Annotated in this window: 14 protein-coding genes; 3 read left to right on the forward strand and 11 right to left on the reverse strand. The window is 73.9% G+C overall.

The window, feature by feature from the left end; all coding sequences use genetic code 11:
* Positions 1-33 precede the first annotated feature (33 nt).
* Positions 34-417 carry a DUF6415 family natural product biosynthesis protein gene (locus tag J7W19_RS14350; RefSeq protein ID WP_004941774.1) on the forward strand — a complete coding sequence of 128 codons (384 nt, stop codon included), beginning with the start codon at positions 34-36 and terminating at the stop codon, positions 415-417.
* A 35-nt stretch (positions 418-452) separates the two neighbouring features.
* Here the strand turns inward: J7W19_RS14350 and J7W19_RS14355 are convergent, their stop codons facing one another.
* Positions 453-1,187 (reverse strand): DUF4097 family beta strand repeat-containing protein, encoded by a 735-nt coding sequence (locus J7W19_RS14355; protein ID WP_004941777.1) that lies wholly within the window; start codon positions 1,185-1,187, stop codon positions 453-455.
* 216 nt (positions 1,188-1,403) lie between these two features.
* Between J7W19_RS14355 and J7W19_RS14360 the strand changes: the two genes are divergently transcribed.
* Both J7W19_RS14360 and J7W19_RS14365 read left to right on the forward strand, forming a co-directional pair.
* Positions 1,404-2,567, forward strand: coding sequence for an epoxide hydrolase family protein (locus J7W19_RS14360; RefSeq protein WP_004941780.1), 1,164 nt, complete (start codon positions 1,404-1,406; stop codon positions 2,565-2,567).
* A gap of 246 nt (positions 2,568-2,813) precedes the next feature.
* Complete coding sequence (locus tag J7W19_RS14365) at positions 2,814-3,569, forward strand: DUF4232 domain-containing protein (protein WP_004941782.1); 756 nt, start codon at positions 2,814-2,816, stop codon at positions 3,567-3,569.
* 9 nt (positions 3,570-3,578) lie between these two features.
* On the opposite strand, the gene J7W19_RS14370 is transcribed toward J7W19_RS14365, so the two are convergent.
* The 10 genes from J7W19_RS14370 to J7W19_RS14415 all read right to left on the reverse strand — a co-directional run bounded on the left by J7W19_RS14370 (position 3,579) and on the right by J7W19_RS14415 (position 15,722).
* A complete protein-coding gene (locus tag J7W19_RS14370; RefSeq protein ID WP_004941784.1) occupies positions 3,579-4,982 on the reverse strand; it encodes a nitrosuccinate lyase in 1,404 nt (467 codons plus the stop codon).
* Between the two features lie 151 nt (positions 4,983-5,133).
* Positions 5,134-7,149 (reverse strand): FAD/NAD(P)-binding protein, encoded by a 2,016-nt coding sequence (locus tag J7W19_RS14375; RefSeq protein WP_106429559.1) that lies wholly within the window; start codon positions 7,147-7,149, stop codon positions 5,134-5,136.
* A gap of 203 nt (positions 7,150-7,352) precedes the next feature.
* Positions 7,353-9,068, reverse strand: coding sequence for an MFS transporter (locus J7W19_RS14380; protein ID WP_063825770.1), 1,716 nt, complete (start codon positions 9,066-9,068; stop codon positions 7,353-7,355).
* Between the two features lie 100 nt (positions 9,069-9,168).
* The gene (locus J7W19_RS14385; protein WP_004941789.1) at positions 9,169-10,872 is read right to left on the reverse strand and encodes a class I adenylate-forming enzyme family protein; all 1,704 of its coding nucleotides are present in this window, start codon (positions 10,870-10,872) and stop codon (positions 9,169-9,171) included.
* Between the two features lie 226 nt (positions 10,873-11,098).
* Complete coding sequence (locus tag J7W19_RS33490) at positions 11,099-11,362, reverse strand: phosphopantetheine-binding protein (protein ID WP_004954879.1); 264 nt, start codon at positions 11,360-11,362, stop codon at positions 11,099-11,101.
* Complete coding sequence (locus tag J7W19_RS14395; RefSeq protein ID WP_004954881.1) at positions 11,359-12,261, reverse strand: alpha/beta fold hydrolase; 903 nt, start codon at positions 12,259-12,261, stop codon at positions 11,359-11,361. Before J7W19_RS14395 ends, J7W19_RS33490 begins: the two co-directional genes overlap by 4 nt.
* A complete protein-coding gene (locus J7W19_RS14400) occupies positions 12,258-13,382 on the reverse strand; it encodes an SDR family oxidoreductase (protein ID WP_004954884.1) in 1,125 nt (374 codons plus the stop codon). The genes J7W19_RS14395 and J7W19_RS14400 overlap by 4 nt, the downstream gene beginning before the upstream one ends.
* Complete coding sequence (locus J7W19_RS14405; protein WP_004954887.1) at positions 13,379-14,251, reverse strand: class-II aminoacyl-tRNA synthetase family protein; 873 nt, start codon at positions 14,249-14,251, stop codon at positions 13,379-13,381. The genes J7W19_RS14400 and J7W19_RS14405 overlap by 4 nt, the downstream gene beginning before the upstream one ends.
* The gene (locus tag J7W19_RS14410) at positions 14,248-15,438 is read right to left on the reverse strand and encodes an acyl-CoA dehydrogenase family protein (RefSeq protein ID WP_004954890.1); all 1,191 of its coding nucleotides are present in this window, start codon (positions 15,436-15,438) and stop codon (positions 14,248-14,250) included. Before J7W19_RS14410 ends, J7W19_RS14405 begins: the two co-directional genes overlap by 4 nt.
* Entirely contained in the window at positions 15,435-15,722 is a 288-nt protein-coding gene (locus tag J7W19_RS14415; protein WP_004954893.1) for an acyl carrier protein, read from the reverse strand. The genes J7W19_RS14410 and J7W19_RS14415 overlap by 4 nt, the downstream gene beginning before the upstream one ends.
* Positions 15,723-15,851 lie beyond the last annotated feature (129 nt).

Consider the following 15,851-nt stretch of genomic DNA (forward strand, 5'->3'; position numbering starts at 1 on the left):
CGGACCCGAAAGCTCGGCCCTGAGGAGCATTCTGTGCACGACACGACGCCCGGTCATCGGGCCACACGTCTCACCTCCATGCTGACCGGGGATTCGGCGCCCCTGGATCTCGTCACCATCCGGGCCACCGTCCGGCGGGCCCTCCAGGACCGCGGATCCGTACTGCCCCGGCCGGAAGACGTAGCCGAGCTGACCATGGCCCTGCGCGGGCACCTGCGGGCCATGCTGGACGAAGCACTCGACCGCGCCGCCCGGCTTGACCGCCATACCGGCCCTTGGCATCGCTGGCAGACTCTCATCGACCGGGTACGGACGGACCTGTCCCGCGACGCGGGTGCGGGCCTGTGTTCGGCTACCTCCTATATGCGGGAACTCGGGAGAACGGCGCGGTACCTCGCCGACTGCCTCGACGAGTAGTCCGTCGGCCGCCGGCCGGGCCGGACCTGGCGGTCTCAGCCGTTCCGGACCTTCAAGGCGCCGCTGGACGTCTTCAGGTCAAGGTGGTGGGGGGCCGAGGAGGACTGGGGGACGGATATGTTCCGGGAGCCGCTGTCGGTGTCGGCGGCGACGCGGTACGGGCCGCCGGGGGCGGTGACGGTGAGGGAGCCGCTGGAGGTCTCGGCTTCGACGTCCTGGGGGGACGCGAGGGTGAGGTTCAAGGCACCGCTGGTGGCCTTCGCCTTGACGGGGCCGGTCCCGAGGTCGTGTCCCGTCACCGAGCCGCTGGTCGACTCGACGTCGACCGGGCCCGCGGTGTCGGTCAGCTCGATGGCGCCCGACGAGGACTTCACGTGCGTCGCGCCCACGCCCGTCAGGTCGATGGAGCCACTGGACGTCTCGCCGCTGACGGGGATTCCGGCGGGGACGGTGGCCTCGTACTCGACCGAGCAGTCCTCGCCGCAGCCGCCGAGGACGAGGACGCCGTTCTCGACGCGGTAGGTGGGGCCGTCCGGGCGGTCGTCGCGGTAGCGGACGGTCCGGTGCAGCTCGGCGCCGGTGGTGCCGGGCTTGCCGTGGAGGGTGATGGCGCCCGAGTCGCCGTCGATGCGGATCGCGCTGATCTTCCGGGACACCGTGGCGTCGTCCTCGGACTTCTTCATCGGACCCAGATCGCACGCGCTCAGCGCGCCGACGGCGGCCGCGGCCGTCAGGAGGGCGGCGGCGATCGGACGGAGGCGGGAGCGCATGGGAATTCACCGTTTCTCGGGAGTCGGAGCGACTTGGCTGTACGACGAGGCTATGGCCGGCCGCCGGTACGCCGGTATGGGGGAAACCCCCGGTTCTTCCCTGATCCCCTCACCACCCCGCCTCGGGGTCGCCCGTCCGGGAATCCCGGAAATCCTCGGGAAGCCCCGGCTCGACCAGGCCGTCAAGTGTCCTAGACGGCTCCTACCGTCACCCGCATGACCGACACCGACGGCTCAGCCATCACCCCGTTCCGCATCGACATCCCGCAGTCCCGCCTGGACGACCTGCGCGACCGCCTCTCCCGGACCCGCTGGCCCGACGAACTGCCCGGCGCCGGCTGGGACTACGGCGTCGCGCTGCCGTACCTCAAGGACCTCGTCGCCTACTGGGCCGACGGCTACGACTGGCGCGCGCACGAGGCGAGGATCAACGCGTTCCCTCAGTTCACCACCGCCGTCGACGGGCAGAACGTGCACTTCCTGCACGTCCGCTCCCCCGAACCGGACGCCCTGCCGCTGATCGTCACCCATGGCTGGCCCAGCACCGTCCACGACTTCGTCGACGTCATCGGGCCGCTCACCGATCCCCGGGCGCACGGCGGCGACCCGGCGGACGCCTTCCACCTCATCGTCCCGTCCGTGCCGGGATTCCCGTTCTCCGGGCCGACCCGGGAACGCGGCTGGGGCACCCGGCGCATCGCGCTCGCCTGGGACGCGCTGATGCGCCGGCTCGGCTACGAGCACTACGGCGCCCAGGGCGGCGACTTCGGCGCGCTGGTCTCGCCCGAGCTGGGCCGGATCGCCCCCGAGCGGGTCGTCGGAGTGCACGTCAACGCGCTTGTCGACGCCGCGACCGCACAAGGTCCGGAGGAACTGGAGCGGCTGTCCGAAGCGGACCGCGAGCGGGCACAGGCCAACGAGCAGTGGTGGTACGCCCACTCCGGGTACGCCGTCCAGATGAGCACCCGACCGCAGACCGTCGCCTACGCGCTCAACGACTCGCCGGCGGGACAGCTCGCCTGGAACCTGGAGTGGTTCGTCGACCACGACCCCACGGCCACCCGGCAGCCGCTCCCCGACCGCGACGCCGTGCTCACCAACGTCTCCGCGTTCTGGCTGACCGGTACGGCCGGTTCGGCCGCCCGGCTCTATCGGGAGGCCGGCGCGGACGGCTGGGGTGTCCGGCCCGCGCCGTCCGGCGTGCCGACCGGAGTGGCCGACTTCCTCGGCGACCGCGCGCTGCGCGGGCTGGCCGAGCTCTCCCACCGCGTCACGCACTGGACCGAGTTCCCGGCCGGCGGCCACTTCGCGGCCCTCCAGGCGCCGGACCTGCTGGTGGGCGACATCCGGACGTTCTTCCGCGGCCTGCGCACCCCTTAAGGGGGTTCCGGGCGGGAAGCCGGGCCCGCGGCGGCTCCGGGCCCGGCTTCCCGTTCCAGGCCGGCGTTCCAGGCGAGTGCCATTCACGCAGGTCACAGGGTGTTTCGACGGTTCAGCGTCCCCTCTTCTCCGCGGCTCGTTGCGGGTCCGGCCGGAGCGCCGTGAAGCTTCTTCCCGTCGACGGCGGCGCCGTTCTCCGCGCCGTTCCCGACCGATCCAGTGAGACCACTACGGGGGGACCCACCCATGCGCAAGAACCTCATCCGCTCGGCCGCGCTGGCCGCCACGGCGCTGGCCGGTGTGCTGTCGCTGAGCGCCTGCGACAAGGGCGATTCCGGATCCGAGGCTTCCGCGCCGGCCGCCTCGTCAGCCTCCTCCGCCTCGTCAGCACCGGCTGACCCGTCCGCCCTGTCTCCGTCGGCCGGCGCCGCCCGCCCCGCCGAACAGGGATCGCCGAGTCATGCCGCCCGGCAGTCCGACGGCGGCGCCGCCAAGGGTTCGCGGTCCCCCGGCGCCACGGCGGAGAAGGGGACCGGAAAGCCCTCCCACAGCGGCGAGAGCAGCGGCAAGAACGGCGACAAGAACGGCTACGGCCAGGTCTGCGGCACCAACGACCTCACCTGGGCCGCCACCTCCAAGTCCCAGGCCGGCGGCTACATCGAGATATCCGTGCGCGCCAAGCCGGGCATCACCTGTTGGCTCCCCGGCGTCTACCCGGTCGTGGCGATCGGGTCCGACGGCACCGAGGCGCAGCCGGCCGAGCAGGCCGTCGGCAAGGAGATCAAGCTGAGCGGCGGCACCACCGCGTACGCCGGGCTGAACCCCAAGACCACCAACGACGACTCCGGCAAGGAACTGGCCGACATCATCGTCACGGTGAGCCGTGACAGCGCCGGCGACCCGGTCGGCCTCAAGGTCGGCAGCACCCTGTTCGACCGGCCGGAGGTCACCAACTGGCACGCCTCGCCGCGGGAGGCCGTCCCCGGCGCCGGCGGCCGGTAGCCCGAACCCTTAGGGGATCCGGCCCAGCGCCCGGTCCACCAGCTCCCCCGCGCTCCCCGTGTACCGCGCCGGATCGCAGAGTTCGGCGCACTCCTCCGCCGTGAGGACGCCGGTGAGCCGGGGGTCGGCGGCGAGGACGTCGGACAGGGGGCGGCCCGTCCGGGTCGCCTCGCCGGTGAGTTCGGTCAGCAGCCGCTTGGCCGCCGCCTTCCCCAGGCGGGGGGCGAGGACGGCCGAGACCCGCTCCGACACCATCTGCCCGCCCGTCAGTTCCAGGTTCCGCCGCATCCGTTCCGGGCGGACCTCCAGCCCCTCGGCCAGTTCGACGGCCGTGTGCGCCGCGCCGCCGGTCAGCCGGAGGCACTCGCGCAACGGCAGCCACTCGGCATGCCAGGTGCCCCCGGAGCGCTCGTCCTCGGCCAGCAACTGCTGGGTGAGGACGGTCGCGAGCGCCGGCACCTGGAGAGCGGCGGTACGGATCATCGTGGCCAGCACCGGGTTCCGCTTGTGCGGCATGGCCGACGACGCGCCGCGCCCGGCCACCGCCGGCTCGGCGACCTCGCCGACCTCCGTGCGGGTCAGGTTCTGCACATCCACGGCGAACTTGCCGAGCGCCCCCGCGGTCAGCCCGAGGACCGCCCCCAGGTCGGCCATCGGCGTACGCAGCGCGTGCCACGGCAGGACGGGCCGGCCCAGCCCGGTCTCCTCGGCGAACAGCGCGCCGAGCCGGCCGGCGTACGAGTCGAGGTCGGGCTCCCCCGCCAGGCGCGCGTACTCGAGGTAGCCCGCCAGCGTGCCCGCCGCGCCGCCCAGCGCGACGGGCAGGCCGCCGTCCAGCAGCCGGGCGATCCGCCCGGCGGCGTCCAGCACGAGCTGCCGCCAGCCGGCGGCGCGCAGGCCGAAGGTGGTGGGGACGGCCTGGAGGGCGAGGGTACGGGCGGCGGCCGGCGTGCCGCGGTGGGCGGCGGCCAGTCGGCCGAGCGCGTCGGCGGTCCGCAGCAGGTCCGCGTGGATCAGCCGCAGCGCCCGCGCGGCGACCAGCAGGGCGCCCGTGTCGAAGACGTCCTGGCTGGTCGAGCCCCGGTGGACGTACTCGGCCGCCGCCGGGTCCCGGTCCGCGACCACCGCGGTGAACGCGGCGACCAGCCCCACCACCGGGTTGGCCGTCTCGCGCGCCGCGAGCGCCAGCGCGCGGACGTCCAGCCGCGCCGCGCCCGCCGCCTCGCTGATGACCAGGGCCGCTTCCGGCGGCACGGTCCCGAGCCGGGACTGCGCCCGCGCCAGGGCCGCCTCCGCGTCGAGCATGGCCCGCACCCAGGCGGCGTCCCCGGTGGCCTCCTCCACGGGGGTGCCGGCCCGTACGGGCGAGAGCAGGCCGGTGTCGTGGAGGGCGTGCCGGTCGTGGGTGGTCATCGTTTCTCCTCGCGCGTGTGTCGCGGTACCTGCCGGATCAACCCGTGCCCGGCCGCGAGGAGTTCCGGCCGTCTCCCCCCACGGCCCAGCGGCGGAGGCCACCGGCCCCCGTCGGAGCCGGGCCGGTGGCCTCCGCCGCGCAACCCACCCGTCAGACGGGTACCCCCGCGAGCGCCGCCGACGCCTCCGGCGCCGCGTCCGCCGGTGTGAGCCCGAGCACGGAACGGGCGATGGCGTCCGCGTCGGCGAGCGTCACCGAGTCGACGCCGGGGCGGGTGCCGGCGGCCGTCACCCAGTGGACGCCCTCCGTGGGCACCCCGTAGGCGAAGCGGCGCGGGTGCGCGGTGCCGTCGGCGGCGACGACGCGGTACGGGCGCTCGGTGACGGCGAGTCCGCCCGTCTCGTACGCCGGCCCGCCCTCCGTCGGGACGCGGTGCGGCGCGCACTGCCCGGTGTCGAGCAGGTGCCGGAGCAGCGGGTCCTCGGTGCGCCGCAGGTCGGGTTCGGGGAGCCGGGCCTCGATCAGCACCCGGGCCCGTACGGGCTCCCCCGGCACCAGCGTCGACGAGGCGGTGAACGCGCCGGCCGCCGGGTCGAGGCGTACGTCGGTGCCGGGGCCGGTGACCTCCAGCAGGCCGGCCTCGACGAGCGCGGCCATCTCCTCGATCCGGGAGGCGGGCGGGCCGATGGAGAGGAAGGCGTTGAGCGGCGTGTACCAGCGCTCCAGTTCGTCGCGGTGGGAGGCGCCGTCGAGCCCGGCGTGGTCCACGGCGAGCCGGATCTCGTTGCGGAGGTCGCGCAGCACGTCCAGGGCGGCCTTGAGGGGGCCGTCCACGTTCCCCTCGCGGGCGGCGCGCGCGTCGGCCCGCAGCCGGTCGAGCAGCCAGCGGCGGAACTCCGCGCGGTCGGCGAAGTCGCGGCCCTTGTGCGGGGCGGCGAGCCGCTCCCAGTCCCAGCGGTGGCGCGGGGCGATGCCGAAGGCGTCGAGGAGTTCCTCGCGCTCCCCGGCCGCGCCCGACCCGGAAGACCCCGACCCGGCCGTCCCGGCGGCCAGGTACCGCTCGGTGAACTCGGCGCGCTCCGCGCCCCGGCCGAGGGCGGTCAGCAGGGTGCCGTAGTAGACGCTCTCCACCTCGGCGGCGATCAGCGGCCAGAGGTCGGCGGTGAACCGGACCGGCTCCCCGTTCCGCGCGCGGGCGCGCAGCGCGTCGATGCGCTCCGGCGTGAGCAACCGGGGCAGATACCGCCCGGAGACGCCCTTCTGGTTCTCACCGCGCGCGTGGTACGGGACGCCGCGCCGCGAGAACGCGTACAGGCGCGGCTCGCGCCCGGACGGCCGGTAGGCGAGACCGCCGTCCTCCGCGCGGACGTAGGTGCCTCCCCGCCCGGTGGTGAACAGGGCCATGTAGTCGAAGAAGTTGAGCCCCAGACCGCGCAGCAGGACGGGGTCGCCGGGCTCGATGCCGTCCAGGTCGGCGTCGGCCGGGTTGACCGGCGGCAGATAGCTGAGCCCGTGCAGCCGCGCGAGGTGGGCGGCGCGCGCCTCGGGGACGGTGGGCCGCGCGGGGACGTGCCCCTGGGCGAGGACGACGGCGTCGAGCCCGTCGAGCCGCGTTCCGTCGGCGAGCAGCAGGCTCTGCGGCCCGCCCGCCGCGCCGAGCGCGTCGGTGAGCGCGACGGCGCGCGAGCGGTGTGTACGCACGGTGAGGTGCGCGGGGGCGCCCGACAGCACGCGCCGGTAGCAGTCGTGCAGATAGCGGCCGTAGAACGCGCGGGTGGGGTACGCGTCGGGGCCGAGCGCCCGCGCCTCCCGCAGCACCCAGTCGTCCTCGCCGGCGCACTCGGCCAGGGACGCCACGTCCCGGGCCCACTCGTACAGGGTGGGCCCGGGTTCCACGGGCCCGTCGATCCGCGAACTGCCGTCCGTGAACAGGGTGATCTGCGAGGCGACGGTGTTCATCAGCAGGTGCCGCGACTGGTCCGGGCGCCAGACGGCGCCCGCTCCCGGCAGCGCCGGGTCGACGAGGTGGACGGTCACCGCGCCGTGCGAGGGGGCGGCCCGCTCGTTGGCGCAGAGCCGCTCCAGTACGGAAAGGCCGCGTGGTCCCGCGCCCACCACGCATGTCTCGAAGGTGTCGGTCTGCGCACGAGGCGCTCGGGCAGCCACGGAACGCGCTCCATTCGGTACGCCCGCGCGGACCGGTCGGACCGCGGGGGCAGGGGCTGTTGAGGGGGGTTGGCGGACCGAGGGGGTTCGCCCCCGGTCCGTACGGGCGAGCGGGCGGGGCGATCGGCCACCGCGGCACGGCACTCCGGGCGAGGACGCCCGGCCGCCGCGGCACGACGCGACGGCCGGGGCCCGGGCCCTGGTCAGCCGGTCGGCGACTCCTCGGAGGCGGCGGACCCGGCGGACGCGCGAGGCTTCCCGCCCCGGACCGGGCCGGCCGGATCCCCCGGCCCGTCGGCGGCCGCCGCCGTCCCGCCCCGCAGCCACACCAGCGCGACGACGGCGGAGAGCAGGCCGATGCCGGCCGTCAGCCACATGGTGGTCTGGAGGGCGTCGAGGAACGCGTCCGCCGCCCGGTCGAGGATGGTCCGGGCCGACCGGACGGCGGGCAGCAGCTCCTTGAGCTCCGCCTGCGACGCGGCGTCCCGGGCGCCCTGGAGCTCCCCCGCCCGCTCGGTCACCTCGCGCAGCGCGCCCGCCGTGCTGCCGAGGGAGTCCCCGGCCTGGTCGCGGACGGAGGCGGGCAGCGGGTCGGTGGTGTCGCCGAGCTTGTGGCGGTACACCGCGCCGAGGACCGCGCCGAGCACGGCGATGCCCAGGGCGCTGCCGACGTGCCGCGCGGTGTTGGCGAGGGCGCTGCCGGCGCCCGCCTTCTCCTCCGGGACCATGGCGACGGTCGCCGCCATCGCCGCCGAGAACGCCAGGCCGAAGCCGAGGCCGCCGACGAACTGGGCGGCGCCGAACCGCCAGATGGGCGTGGACGCGCCGAGCAGGCCGATCAGCCCCAGCCCGGCGGACATCAGCACCGCGCCCACCGCGATGGCGGAGGCCGCGCCGAACCGCTTCACCAGTCCGTCGCTCACCCCGGCGCTGATCATCGAGCCGACGGCGAGCGGCAGCATCAGCAGCCCGGAGTCCAACGGGCTGTAGCCGCGCAGGATCTGAAGGTAGAAGACGACGACGAAGCTGGCGCCCATCGCGGTGAAGAAGATGATCGCGAGGGCTCCGGAGCCCGCCGCGAACCGCGGCCTGCGCAGCAGCCCGAGGTCGACGGCCGGGTTGGCGGCCCGCCGTTCCACCTTCGCCAGGACGGCGTAGAGGAGGACGCTCGCGACCAGCGGCACCCAGACGACCGCATCCGCGAGGGTGGAGCGTTCGCCGCCCTCGATGATGCCGAACACCAGGGCGCCGGTGGCCGCGGTGGAGAGCAGGACGCCGGGGAGGTCGATCCGGGCGGTGCTGTTCCCGCCGCGGTTCTCCGGCACGCAGAAGACGATCAGGCCGATCGCCACCAGCACGAACGGCACGTTCACCAGCAGGGCGGAGCCCCACCAGAAGTGCTCCAGCAGGGCGCCGCCGATGATCGGGCCGGCGGCGATGCCGACGCCGGCCGCGGCCGACCAGAGGCCGATGGCCTTGGCCCGCTCGTGCCGCGGCACGGCGGTGGTGATCACGGCCATGGTGCAGCCCGGCACCACCGCCGCTCCGACGCCCATCGCGGCCCGCCAGCCGATGAGTTGGCCCGCGCTCCCGGACCACGCGCCGGCGGCGGAGACCAGGGCGAAGAACACCAGCCCGGCGACCAGCACCTTGCGCCGCCCGTAGCGGTCGCCCAGCAGTCCGGCGGTGAGCAGCAGGGCCGCGAAGGTGAGCGTGTAGGCGTCCATCGACCACTGGAGCGAGGCGTTGGAGGCGTCCAGGTCCTTCTGGATGGAGGCCAGGGCCACGGTCAGGACGGTGTTGTCCATGACGGCGATGAACATGCACAGCGACATCGCACCGACGATCAGCCACCTGCGGGGGTGACCGGCCTCCGATGGCCCTGGCGCCGTACCGCTGCTCTCGGTCTCGGTTGTCATCTTTCCTCTCAGCGGGTCGGCCGGCCGGACGGCACGGCGCGCGGACGTGCCCGCGAGCGGGGTCCGCGCGCCGCGCCCTCGCGGCCGGTTGACGTGACCGCTACGTCCAGGTGCCGTAACCGATGCCGTCGGCGTCCTTGAGCAGCTGCTCGCGGAGCATGACGCGGCGCACCTTCCACGTGGCGGTTCGGGGGAACTCGTCCCACCGGATGTGGATGGGCTCGGCCATCTCCGGCAGGTCCGCAGTGGCCGCGCGCCACTGCGCCTCGGTCACCGGCTGGTCGAACTGGGAGCTGTAGACGGGCTGCGGCTTCCCGCCCGCGACGGCGAGGACGATCACCTCGGTGGTCCGCGGCAGCCGGTCCAGCAGCACGTCCTCGATCTCCAGGGCGCTGGCGCCGGGGATCCGGTCGACCTCGCGGTCGATGAGCCGGACGGCGCCGAGGCGGTTGATCACCGCCATGTCGCCGAGGTTCCACCAGTGGCCCTCGCGCTTGAGGTCGTGCCGCTCCTTCTCGCCGACGTAGGTGAGGCAGCGGCCCGGCGCGGAGAACTGGATCAGGCCGACCTCGCCCCGGCGCACCGGGATGCCCGTGTCCGGGTCGACGGCGCGGAGCCTGCCGAAGCCCGGGACGGGCCAGCCGAGGACCTGGGTGGGCGGCGGACGGTGGCCGCGCCGCTTGACCGAGCCGCGCGTGTACGGGCGGATGGCCACCGCGCCGGCCTCGGTCTGGCTCCAGGACTGCACCCAGACGGGCAGCTTCCGCTCGGTCGCGGCGAGGAAGGTGCGCACGGTGCGGGTGTGGATGGCGTCGAAGGAGTTGACGAAGACGCGCACGTTGGCGAACGGCTTGGCCGGGTCCTGTGCCAACTCCTCCCAGGCGAGGAAGGCGTTGGGCAGCGTCTCGACGAACGTCGGCTTGTGCTCGACGAGCAGGTCGCGGACGACCGGCGCGAGCGGGTCCGACATCATGACGAGCTTGGGCGCGACGGTCGCCAGCGGCAGCAGCCCGGTGATGATGCGCTGGTGCGAGTACGGCTCGCAGAACGCGACGGTGTCGTCGTCCCGCAGCCGGAAGAACGGCCACCGCTCGGCCTCGACCAGCCCCAGCGAGTACAGCGACTCGGCCGAGTGCAGCACCAGCTTGGGGACACCGGTGGTGCCCGAGGTGTGGGTGATGACCATCGGCTCTTCCCAAGCGCGCAGCCGGGGTTCGACGACCGGGCCGCCGCGCAGCCCGTCGAAGGAGACGACGTCGGGCCGGTCCTCCGGGACGTCGTCGACGCAGGCCGTCTTCTCAGTGAGCTCGGCGACGGCCTCCTTGTCCAGGCCCATCCGCTCCAGCGCCTGCCGGTCCGTGATCAGGAACGGCTTCTCCAGCCGGCCGAGCATCACCGCGAGGGTGCGCGCGTCGTGGTGGTCGGTGATCAGCGCGGGCACGGCGCCGATCCGCGCGGCGGCGGAGGCGAGCAGGGCGACGTCGAGGTGGTTCCGCTTCACGACGGCGACCCGGTCCCACTCCCGCACCCCCAGCGCGTGCAGCCGGGACGCGAGGTCGTCGACGAGCGCGGCCCACTGCAGGTAGCTGCGCTCCAGCGGACCGTCGCGGTCCACGTCGGGGGCGCGGTCGACGATGACCGGGTTGCGGGGGTGCCGCTGGGCGGCGAGGTGCCAGACCTCGCCTATGCGGCCGGTGATGGGGACTCGGGAGAGGGGGGTGAGGCGTTTGCGGTAGCGGGTGGGGGCGTAGTCGGTGAGGAAGGTGGGGCGCGTGCGCTTGGCTTGTGTGGTTTCTGCGGTCATGGGGTCCACCTGTGGTCGTGAGTGAACGTTGCTGTGGGGGGAGTTGGGGGTGCCCCTGTCCCGCCCTTTCACCGTTTCTTGCGGGGGCAAGCCCCCCGCAACCCCCGGGGACGGGCTATCCAGCCCGTCCGGCGTTTGAGGACGAGCGGCGAAGCCGCGAAAAGGGGGGGTCTGGGGCGCAGCCCCAGGAAACGGCGAAGGGGTGGGACTGGGGCGAACCCCCCGGCTATCCGGCCCGCACCGCCGCCCCCTCCGCGATGTACCGAGCCATCCCCTCCAGCGACCCGATCACCGCCTCCTCCACATCGTCGTCCCAGATCAGATCGAACTCGTCCTCGACCGCGACCAGGAACTCCATCAGCCGCACCGACGTCAGCCCGAGGTTCCGGAGCGATCCCGGACCCGTCTCGGTGACCGGCCGGCCGTCCAGCTCGACGGCGGCGACCCGCTCCAGCAGGGCGACCAGCCGGTTCAGCACCTCGTCCGTCATACGAGCGCTCCCGCCGCCCGCGGCACGAACGTCTCCGGGAACCCGCCGCCTTCGACGGACGCCACGAACCGGGCGATCGCGTCCTGGAAGTCGTCCGGCCGCTCGAAGTACGGCAGGTGCCCGCACTCCTCGATGATCTCGACGGCGGCGCTCTTCAGCAGCCCGGCGACGTTCCGCAGCGTCGACTCGGTCGTCGAGAAGTCGTCGTCGCCGCTGAGCAGCAGCGTCGGCGCGGAGATCCGCTCCAGCAGCTCCGCCTTGTCCTCCGCCTCCAGCGCCTCGCGCAGGTTGGCGGCGAGCTGGGCCGTGGAGTTCATGGCGAGGAAGCGCTCGCGGAGGGCGAGGTAGGCGCCGGAGCCGCCCTCGGCGATGGCCTTCTCGCCGAAGACCAGCGGGTAGATGAGGTCGAACAGGGCCCGCGGCCCGCCCGTCTCCAGCGCGTTCAGCCAGGACTTGGCAATGCGGCGGCGGCGCGACGAGCCCTTCGGGCTGAGCGGCGGGCCGACGAGCACCAGGCCGGCCACCCGGTCGGGGTGGGCGACGGCGAAGTCGCGGCAGATCAGCGTGGAGATGGAGGTGCCGACCAGGTACGTCTTCTCGATCCCCAGCCCGTCCAGCAGCGACCGCAGGTCGTCGGCGTGCCGGGCGAAGTCGGCCGGCTTGCTCTCCGAGGCGCCCTGGTTGCGCAGGTCGTAGGTGAGCAGCCGGTGGCCGTCCACCAGGGAACCGGTGAAGTTCCGCCAGGCCGTGCTGACCACGTAGATGGTGGAGACGAAGGTGACCACCGGGCCGCTCTCGCCGCGCACCTCGTAGTACAGCTTGCAGCCGTCCTCCGTCTCGTGGAGGTCCTGCTTGCCGTCGTAGGCGAGGTCCCAGGACTCGATGCCTTCGCGCTTCACGCGTTCTTTCCCTTCCGTGCGCGGTGGTGCTCCAGGTACCAGCCGATGAACTCGGCGAGCCGCTCGCGCGGCAGGGCGTGGCTGAGGACGTCGTCGTCGCCGAGCAGCTTCTGCACGTTGGCGACGTCGAACTCCTTGGTGCCGTTGACGTACGAGCGGTAGAACTCGACGCGCTCGTCGACCCGTTCGTCGATGAGCGTGAACTCGTCGGTGCTGTCGACGTAGTGCGGGTGCTTGATCGCGAGCTGGTCGCACAGCTCCGCGAGGGTGTCGCCGACGGTCGGCTGCTCGGTGTTGGCCAGGTGGTAGACGTCGGTGGGGCCGTCCGCCAGGGCCACGCCGACGGCCGCCGAGACGACGAGGTCGACGGGGATGAAGTTGACCAGCGCGTCCTCGGTGGCGCGGAGCCGCAGCGGGCGGAAGACCAGCATGTCGCCGAGGGTGGCGCGGACCTCCGAGCGGGCCTTCTGAAGGCCCTTCACAAAGCCGTAGAGGCCGGTGAAGCTGGTCGCCGCGAAGGTGCGGCTGTGACCGATGACGATGCTGGGGCGGAAGATGCGGGTGCGCTCGAACCCGGCCGCGTACACCGCCCGTTCGGCCTGGATCTTGCTGTGCTCGTAGGCGTTGTTGCTGACCACGCCTTCCCCGACCCGCTCGGCGGGGATGAAGCCGGTGCGGTCGCCGGCCACGTAGGCCGTGGAGACGTAGTTGAACGTGGGCGACTTCAGCGCCCGGGCCAGCTCCAGGACGTGCTGGGTGCCGCCGAGGTTGTCGCGGAGGATCTCCTCCCGGCGGTGCTCCTCGTAGGCGAGCGAGGCGGCGACGTGCCAGACCTGCTCGACCTCGGGCAGCGCCGCCGCGTCCACGCCGCACGCCTCGGCGGTGAGGTCGCCGGCCACGGCGTGGCAGCGGGTGGCGATGGCCTCGTCGAGGTCCGTGATCCCGTACGAGGCGGCGGCCGTGGTCAGCGCCGAGCGCAGCCGCTCGTCGGCGGAGAGGTCCTGGCGCGGCCGGACGACGCAGTGGATCTCGGCGTCGGTCCGGGCGAGGAGTTCGAGGACGAGGGCGCCGCCGACGAAACCGGTGGCACCGGTGACCAGGTGGTGGGGGACGTGCGTCATGCCGGGCTCCCGGAGGTGGGCAGGGCCGCGGCGAGCGCGGGCCAGTCGTTCAGGTCGTCGCCGTGGGCGTTGATCAGGGCGAGCGCGATGCGCTCCAGGCCGAAGGCGGCGCAGGCGCTGTGCGCGGTGCCGCCGCCGGGCAGCCGGACGGCGAACCGGGCGCCCAGGTGGTCCTTGTGGCAGTTGGCGGAGGCGATGGCCGTGCCGGGGTCCTCGGGGGACACCTTGGCCACGAACTCGTACTTCAGGTCCTGCTCCAGCTGGCTGGCGCGCATCAGGCGCCCACCGGGCCCGAAGAACGGATCGGTGGCCGACTTCACCTCGACGGCCACGCCCAGCTCGGCGAAGAGCTTCTCGCCGCGCTCGATCCAGGCGTTCCGCCAGGCGGTCACCGGCTCCTCGGCGCCGACGGTGACGAACTCGCGCATCCGGAACGTCCGGAACCGGCCGAGCTCGCTGGTGGCCTCGTGGCGGTAGCAGTAGCCGGCCACGTCGAAGTGGGCCTGCCCCTCGACCGTGCCGTCGGCGAGCCCGGGGTAGACCGGGTAGCAGGCGGCGGGCGCCAGCACGACGCCGTCGGCGTCCCCCTCCGTGGCATTCTGCGGGGCCATGGCGTTCACCGAGCCCAGCAGGTGCGGGAACGACTCCGCGTACTCGGCGCGGTCGATGAGGGACCGGGAGAGCACCGGCGGGTGCCAGACCGGCCCCTCGGTGCCGCCCAGGGCGGTCAGCCGGGCCTGGAGACCGGCGATCACCGCCTCGAACTTCGGGGTGAAGCGGTGGGTCCCCACCGCGCCGGCGGGCAGCGCCCAGCCCCCGGCCGTCAGGTCGTCGGCGGCGCGGGCCGCCGGCGTGTCGATGCTCGTCATTCCTGTATCAGGTCCCCCGTGAGAAGCAGCAGTTCCGAATTGGCCAGCTCGAGGCGGCCGTTGGCGATCATCAGGCGGGCGGAGTAGAGGTCCCGCAGGTGGCGGGCGACGGAGTACGGGCCGGACTCGCTGTATCCGGCCATCCCGCAGATCTCCAGCGCCTGCTCCACCACCCGTACCGCGTCGACCGACACGCCGGTCTTCAGCGCGTTGGCCCGGACGGTCATGGCGGTGGTGTCCGCGTCCTGGGCGGCGTCCCACACGGCGTAGTCGTCGGCGAACCGCCGCACCGTGTCCTGGAGCACCCGCAGGCCGGCGTAGGCCCGGCCGAGGCGCGGGTCGTCCGCCGTGCGCCCGGCCTTGAGCTGGGCGCGCATCCGGATCTTGGAGTACGCCACCGCGCGGCGCACGGCGTCCGCGGCGACGCCCGTCCACACGCCCGACCACAGCAGGTGCGAGAGCGGCACCATGCAGCGGGTGGCGGTCTCCCCGAACGGCTCGGGCAGCACCATGCCGGCGGGCACGGTCGCGCTCATCGTGAACGGCGGGCTGCACGTGCCGCGCATGCCCAGCGGGTTCCAGTCGCCGGTCCGCTCCAGCTCCGCGTGCTCGGCCATGACGAGCACGGCGACCTGGTCGGTCGGGGCGGCGTCGGGGCCCGAGCGGGCGGTGACGAGGAAGCCGTCGGCGTGCTCGCCGTACGAGACGGTGGTGGCCTTCTTGGTCAGCCGGACCGTGCCGTCGCCGGCCGGCTCCACGGCGGCGACGCTGCGCCGCATGTCGCCGCCGACACCCACCTCGGAGGTGATGGAGGCGATCAGCAGCTGCCGCCCGGCGATGTCCGCCAGGGCCGCCGCGATGGCGGGCGAGGCCGCGGCGCTCCGGGCCAGGCAGGCGACCTGGAGCTGGTGCATCGCCCAGATCATGGCGGTGGCGGCGCACCCGCCGGCCAGCCGGGCGCCGATCCGGGTCAGGGTGAGCGGGTCGAGGCCCTGGCCGCCGTACTCCTTGGGGATGGCGGCGGACAGCAGACCGTGCTCGCGGAGGGCGGCGACACCGGCGGCCGGGAAGGCCGCGTCGCGGTCGGTGGCGGCGGCGTGCTCGGCCGCCGCCTTCGCCGCCTCGACGGCCGCGTCCAGCGCCTGACGCTCCGTCAGAACGACGCGCTCGGCGGCGGGTGCGGTCATCGTCCGGCCCCCACGGCCTGGTCGCGGTCGCCGGTCAACTCGGCCAGGACGCCGGAGAGATGGGCGATCGAGGCGAACAGGGCGCGGCCGATGCGCTCCTCGGGGATCTCGACCGAGAGCCGCTCCTCCAGGGCGAGCATCACCCGCACGGAGGCCAGCGAGGTGAGCCCGGCGGCGTAGAGGTCGCCGTCGGCGGGCAGCTCGTGCGCGGTCGCGCCGAGGTCGGAGTGCCGGGCGAGCGCCTCACGGACGGCGTGCTCGCAGGGTATTGCGCTTTCGGGCACGGGAAGTACTCCTAGCCTTACAGAGAGTGCTGATGCGCGAGTGCGCGAAGCAAAGGGTGGGAGAGTGGAGAGATCGAACCCGCGGGGAGCCGCCCCTACGGGCTCACCCTAGGGGAACTGCCGTTACGG

The sequence above is a fragment of the Streptomyces mobaraensis NBRC 13819 = DSM 40847 genome (genome assembly GCF_017916255.1).
Lineage (GTDB): Bacteria > Actinomycetota > Actinomycetes > Streptomycetales > Streptomycetaceae > Streptomyces > Streptomyces mobaraensis.

Bases quoted from the DNA above. Each gene is read 5' to 3' on its own strand.
- J7W19_RS14355 (WP_004941777.1), bottom strand. From the start codon at position 1,187: ATGCGCTCCCGCCTCCGTCCGATCGCCGCCGCCCTCCTGACGGCCGCG.
- J7W19_RS14360 (WP_004941780.1), top strand. From the start codon at position 1,404: ATGACCGACACCGACGGCTCAGCCATCACCCCGTTCCGCATCGACATC.
- J7W19_RS14365 (WP_004941782.1), top strand. From the start codon at position 2,814: ATGCGCAAGAACCTCATCCGCTCGGCCGCGCTGGCCGCCACGGCGCTG.
- J7W19_RS14370 (WP_004941784.1), bottom strand. From the start codon at position 4,982: ATGACCACCCACGACCGGCACGCCCTCCACGACACCGGCCTGCTCTCG.
- J7W19_RS14380 (WP_063825770.1), bottom strand. From the start codon at position 9,068: ATGACAACCGAGACCGAGAGCAGCGGTACGGCGCCAGGGCCATCGGAG.
- J7W19_RS14385 (WP_004941789.1), bottom strand. From the start codon at position 10,872: ATGACCGCAGAAACCACACAAGCCAAGCGCACGCGCCCCACCTTCCTC.
- J7W19_RS33490 (WP_004954879.1), bottom strand. From the start codon at position 11,362: ATGACGGACGAGGTGCTGAACCGGCTGGTCGCCCTGCTGGAGCGGGTC.
- J7W19_RS14400 (WP_004954884.1), bottom strand. From the start codon at position 13,382: ATGACGCACGTCCCCCACCACCTGGTCACCGGTGCCACCGGTTTCGTC.
- J7W19_RS14405 (WP_004954887.1), bottom strand. From the start codon at position 14,251: ATGACGAGCATCGACACGCCGGCGGCCCGCGCCGCCGACGACCTGACG.
- J7W19_RS14410 (WP_004954890.1), bottom strand. From the start codon at position 15,438: ATGACCGCACCCGCCGCCGAGCGCGTCGTTCTGACGGAGCGTCAGGCG.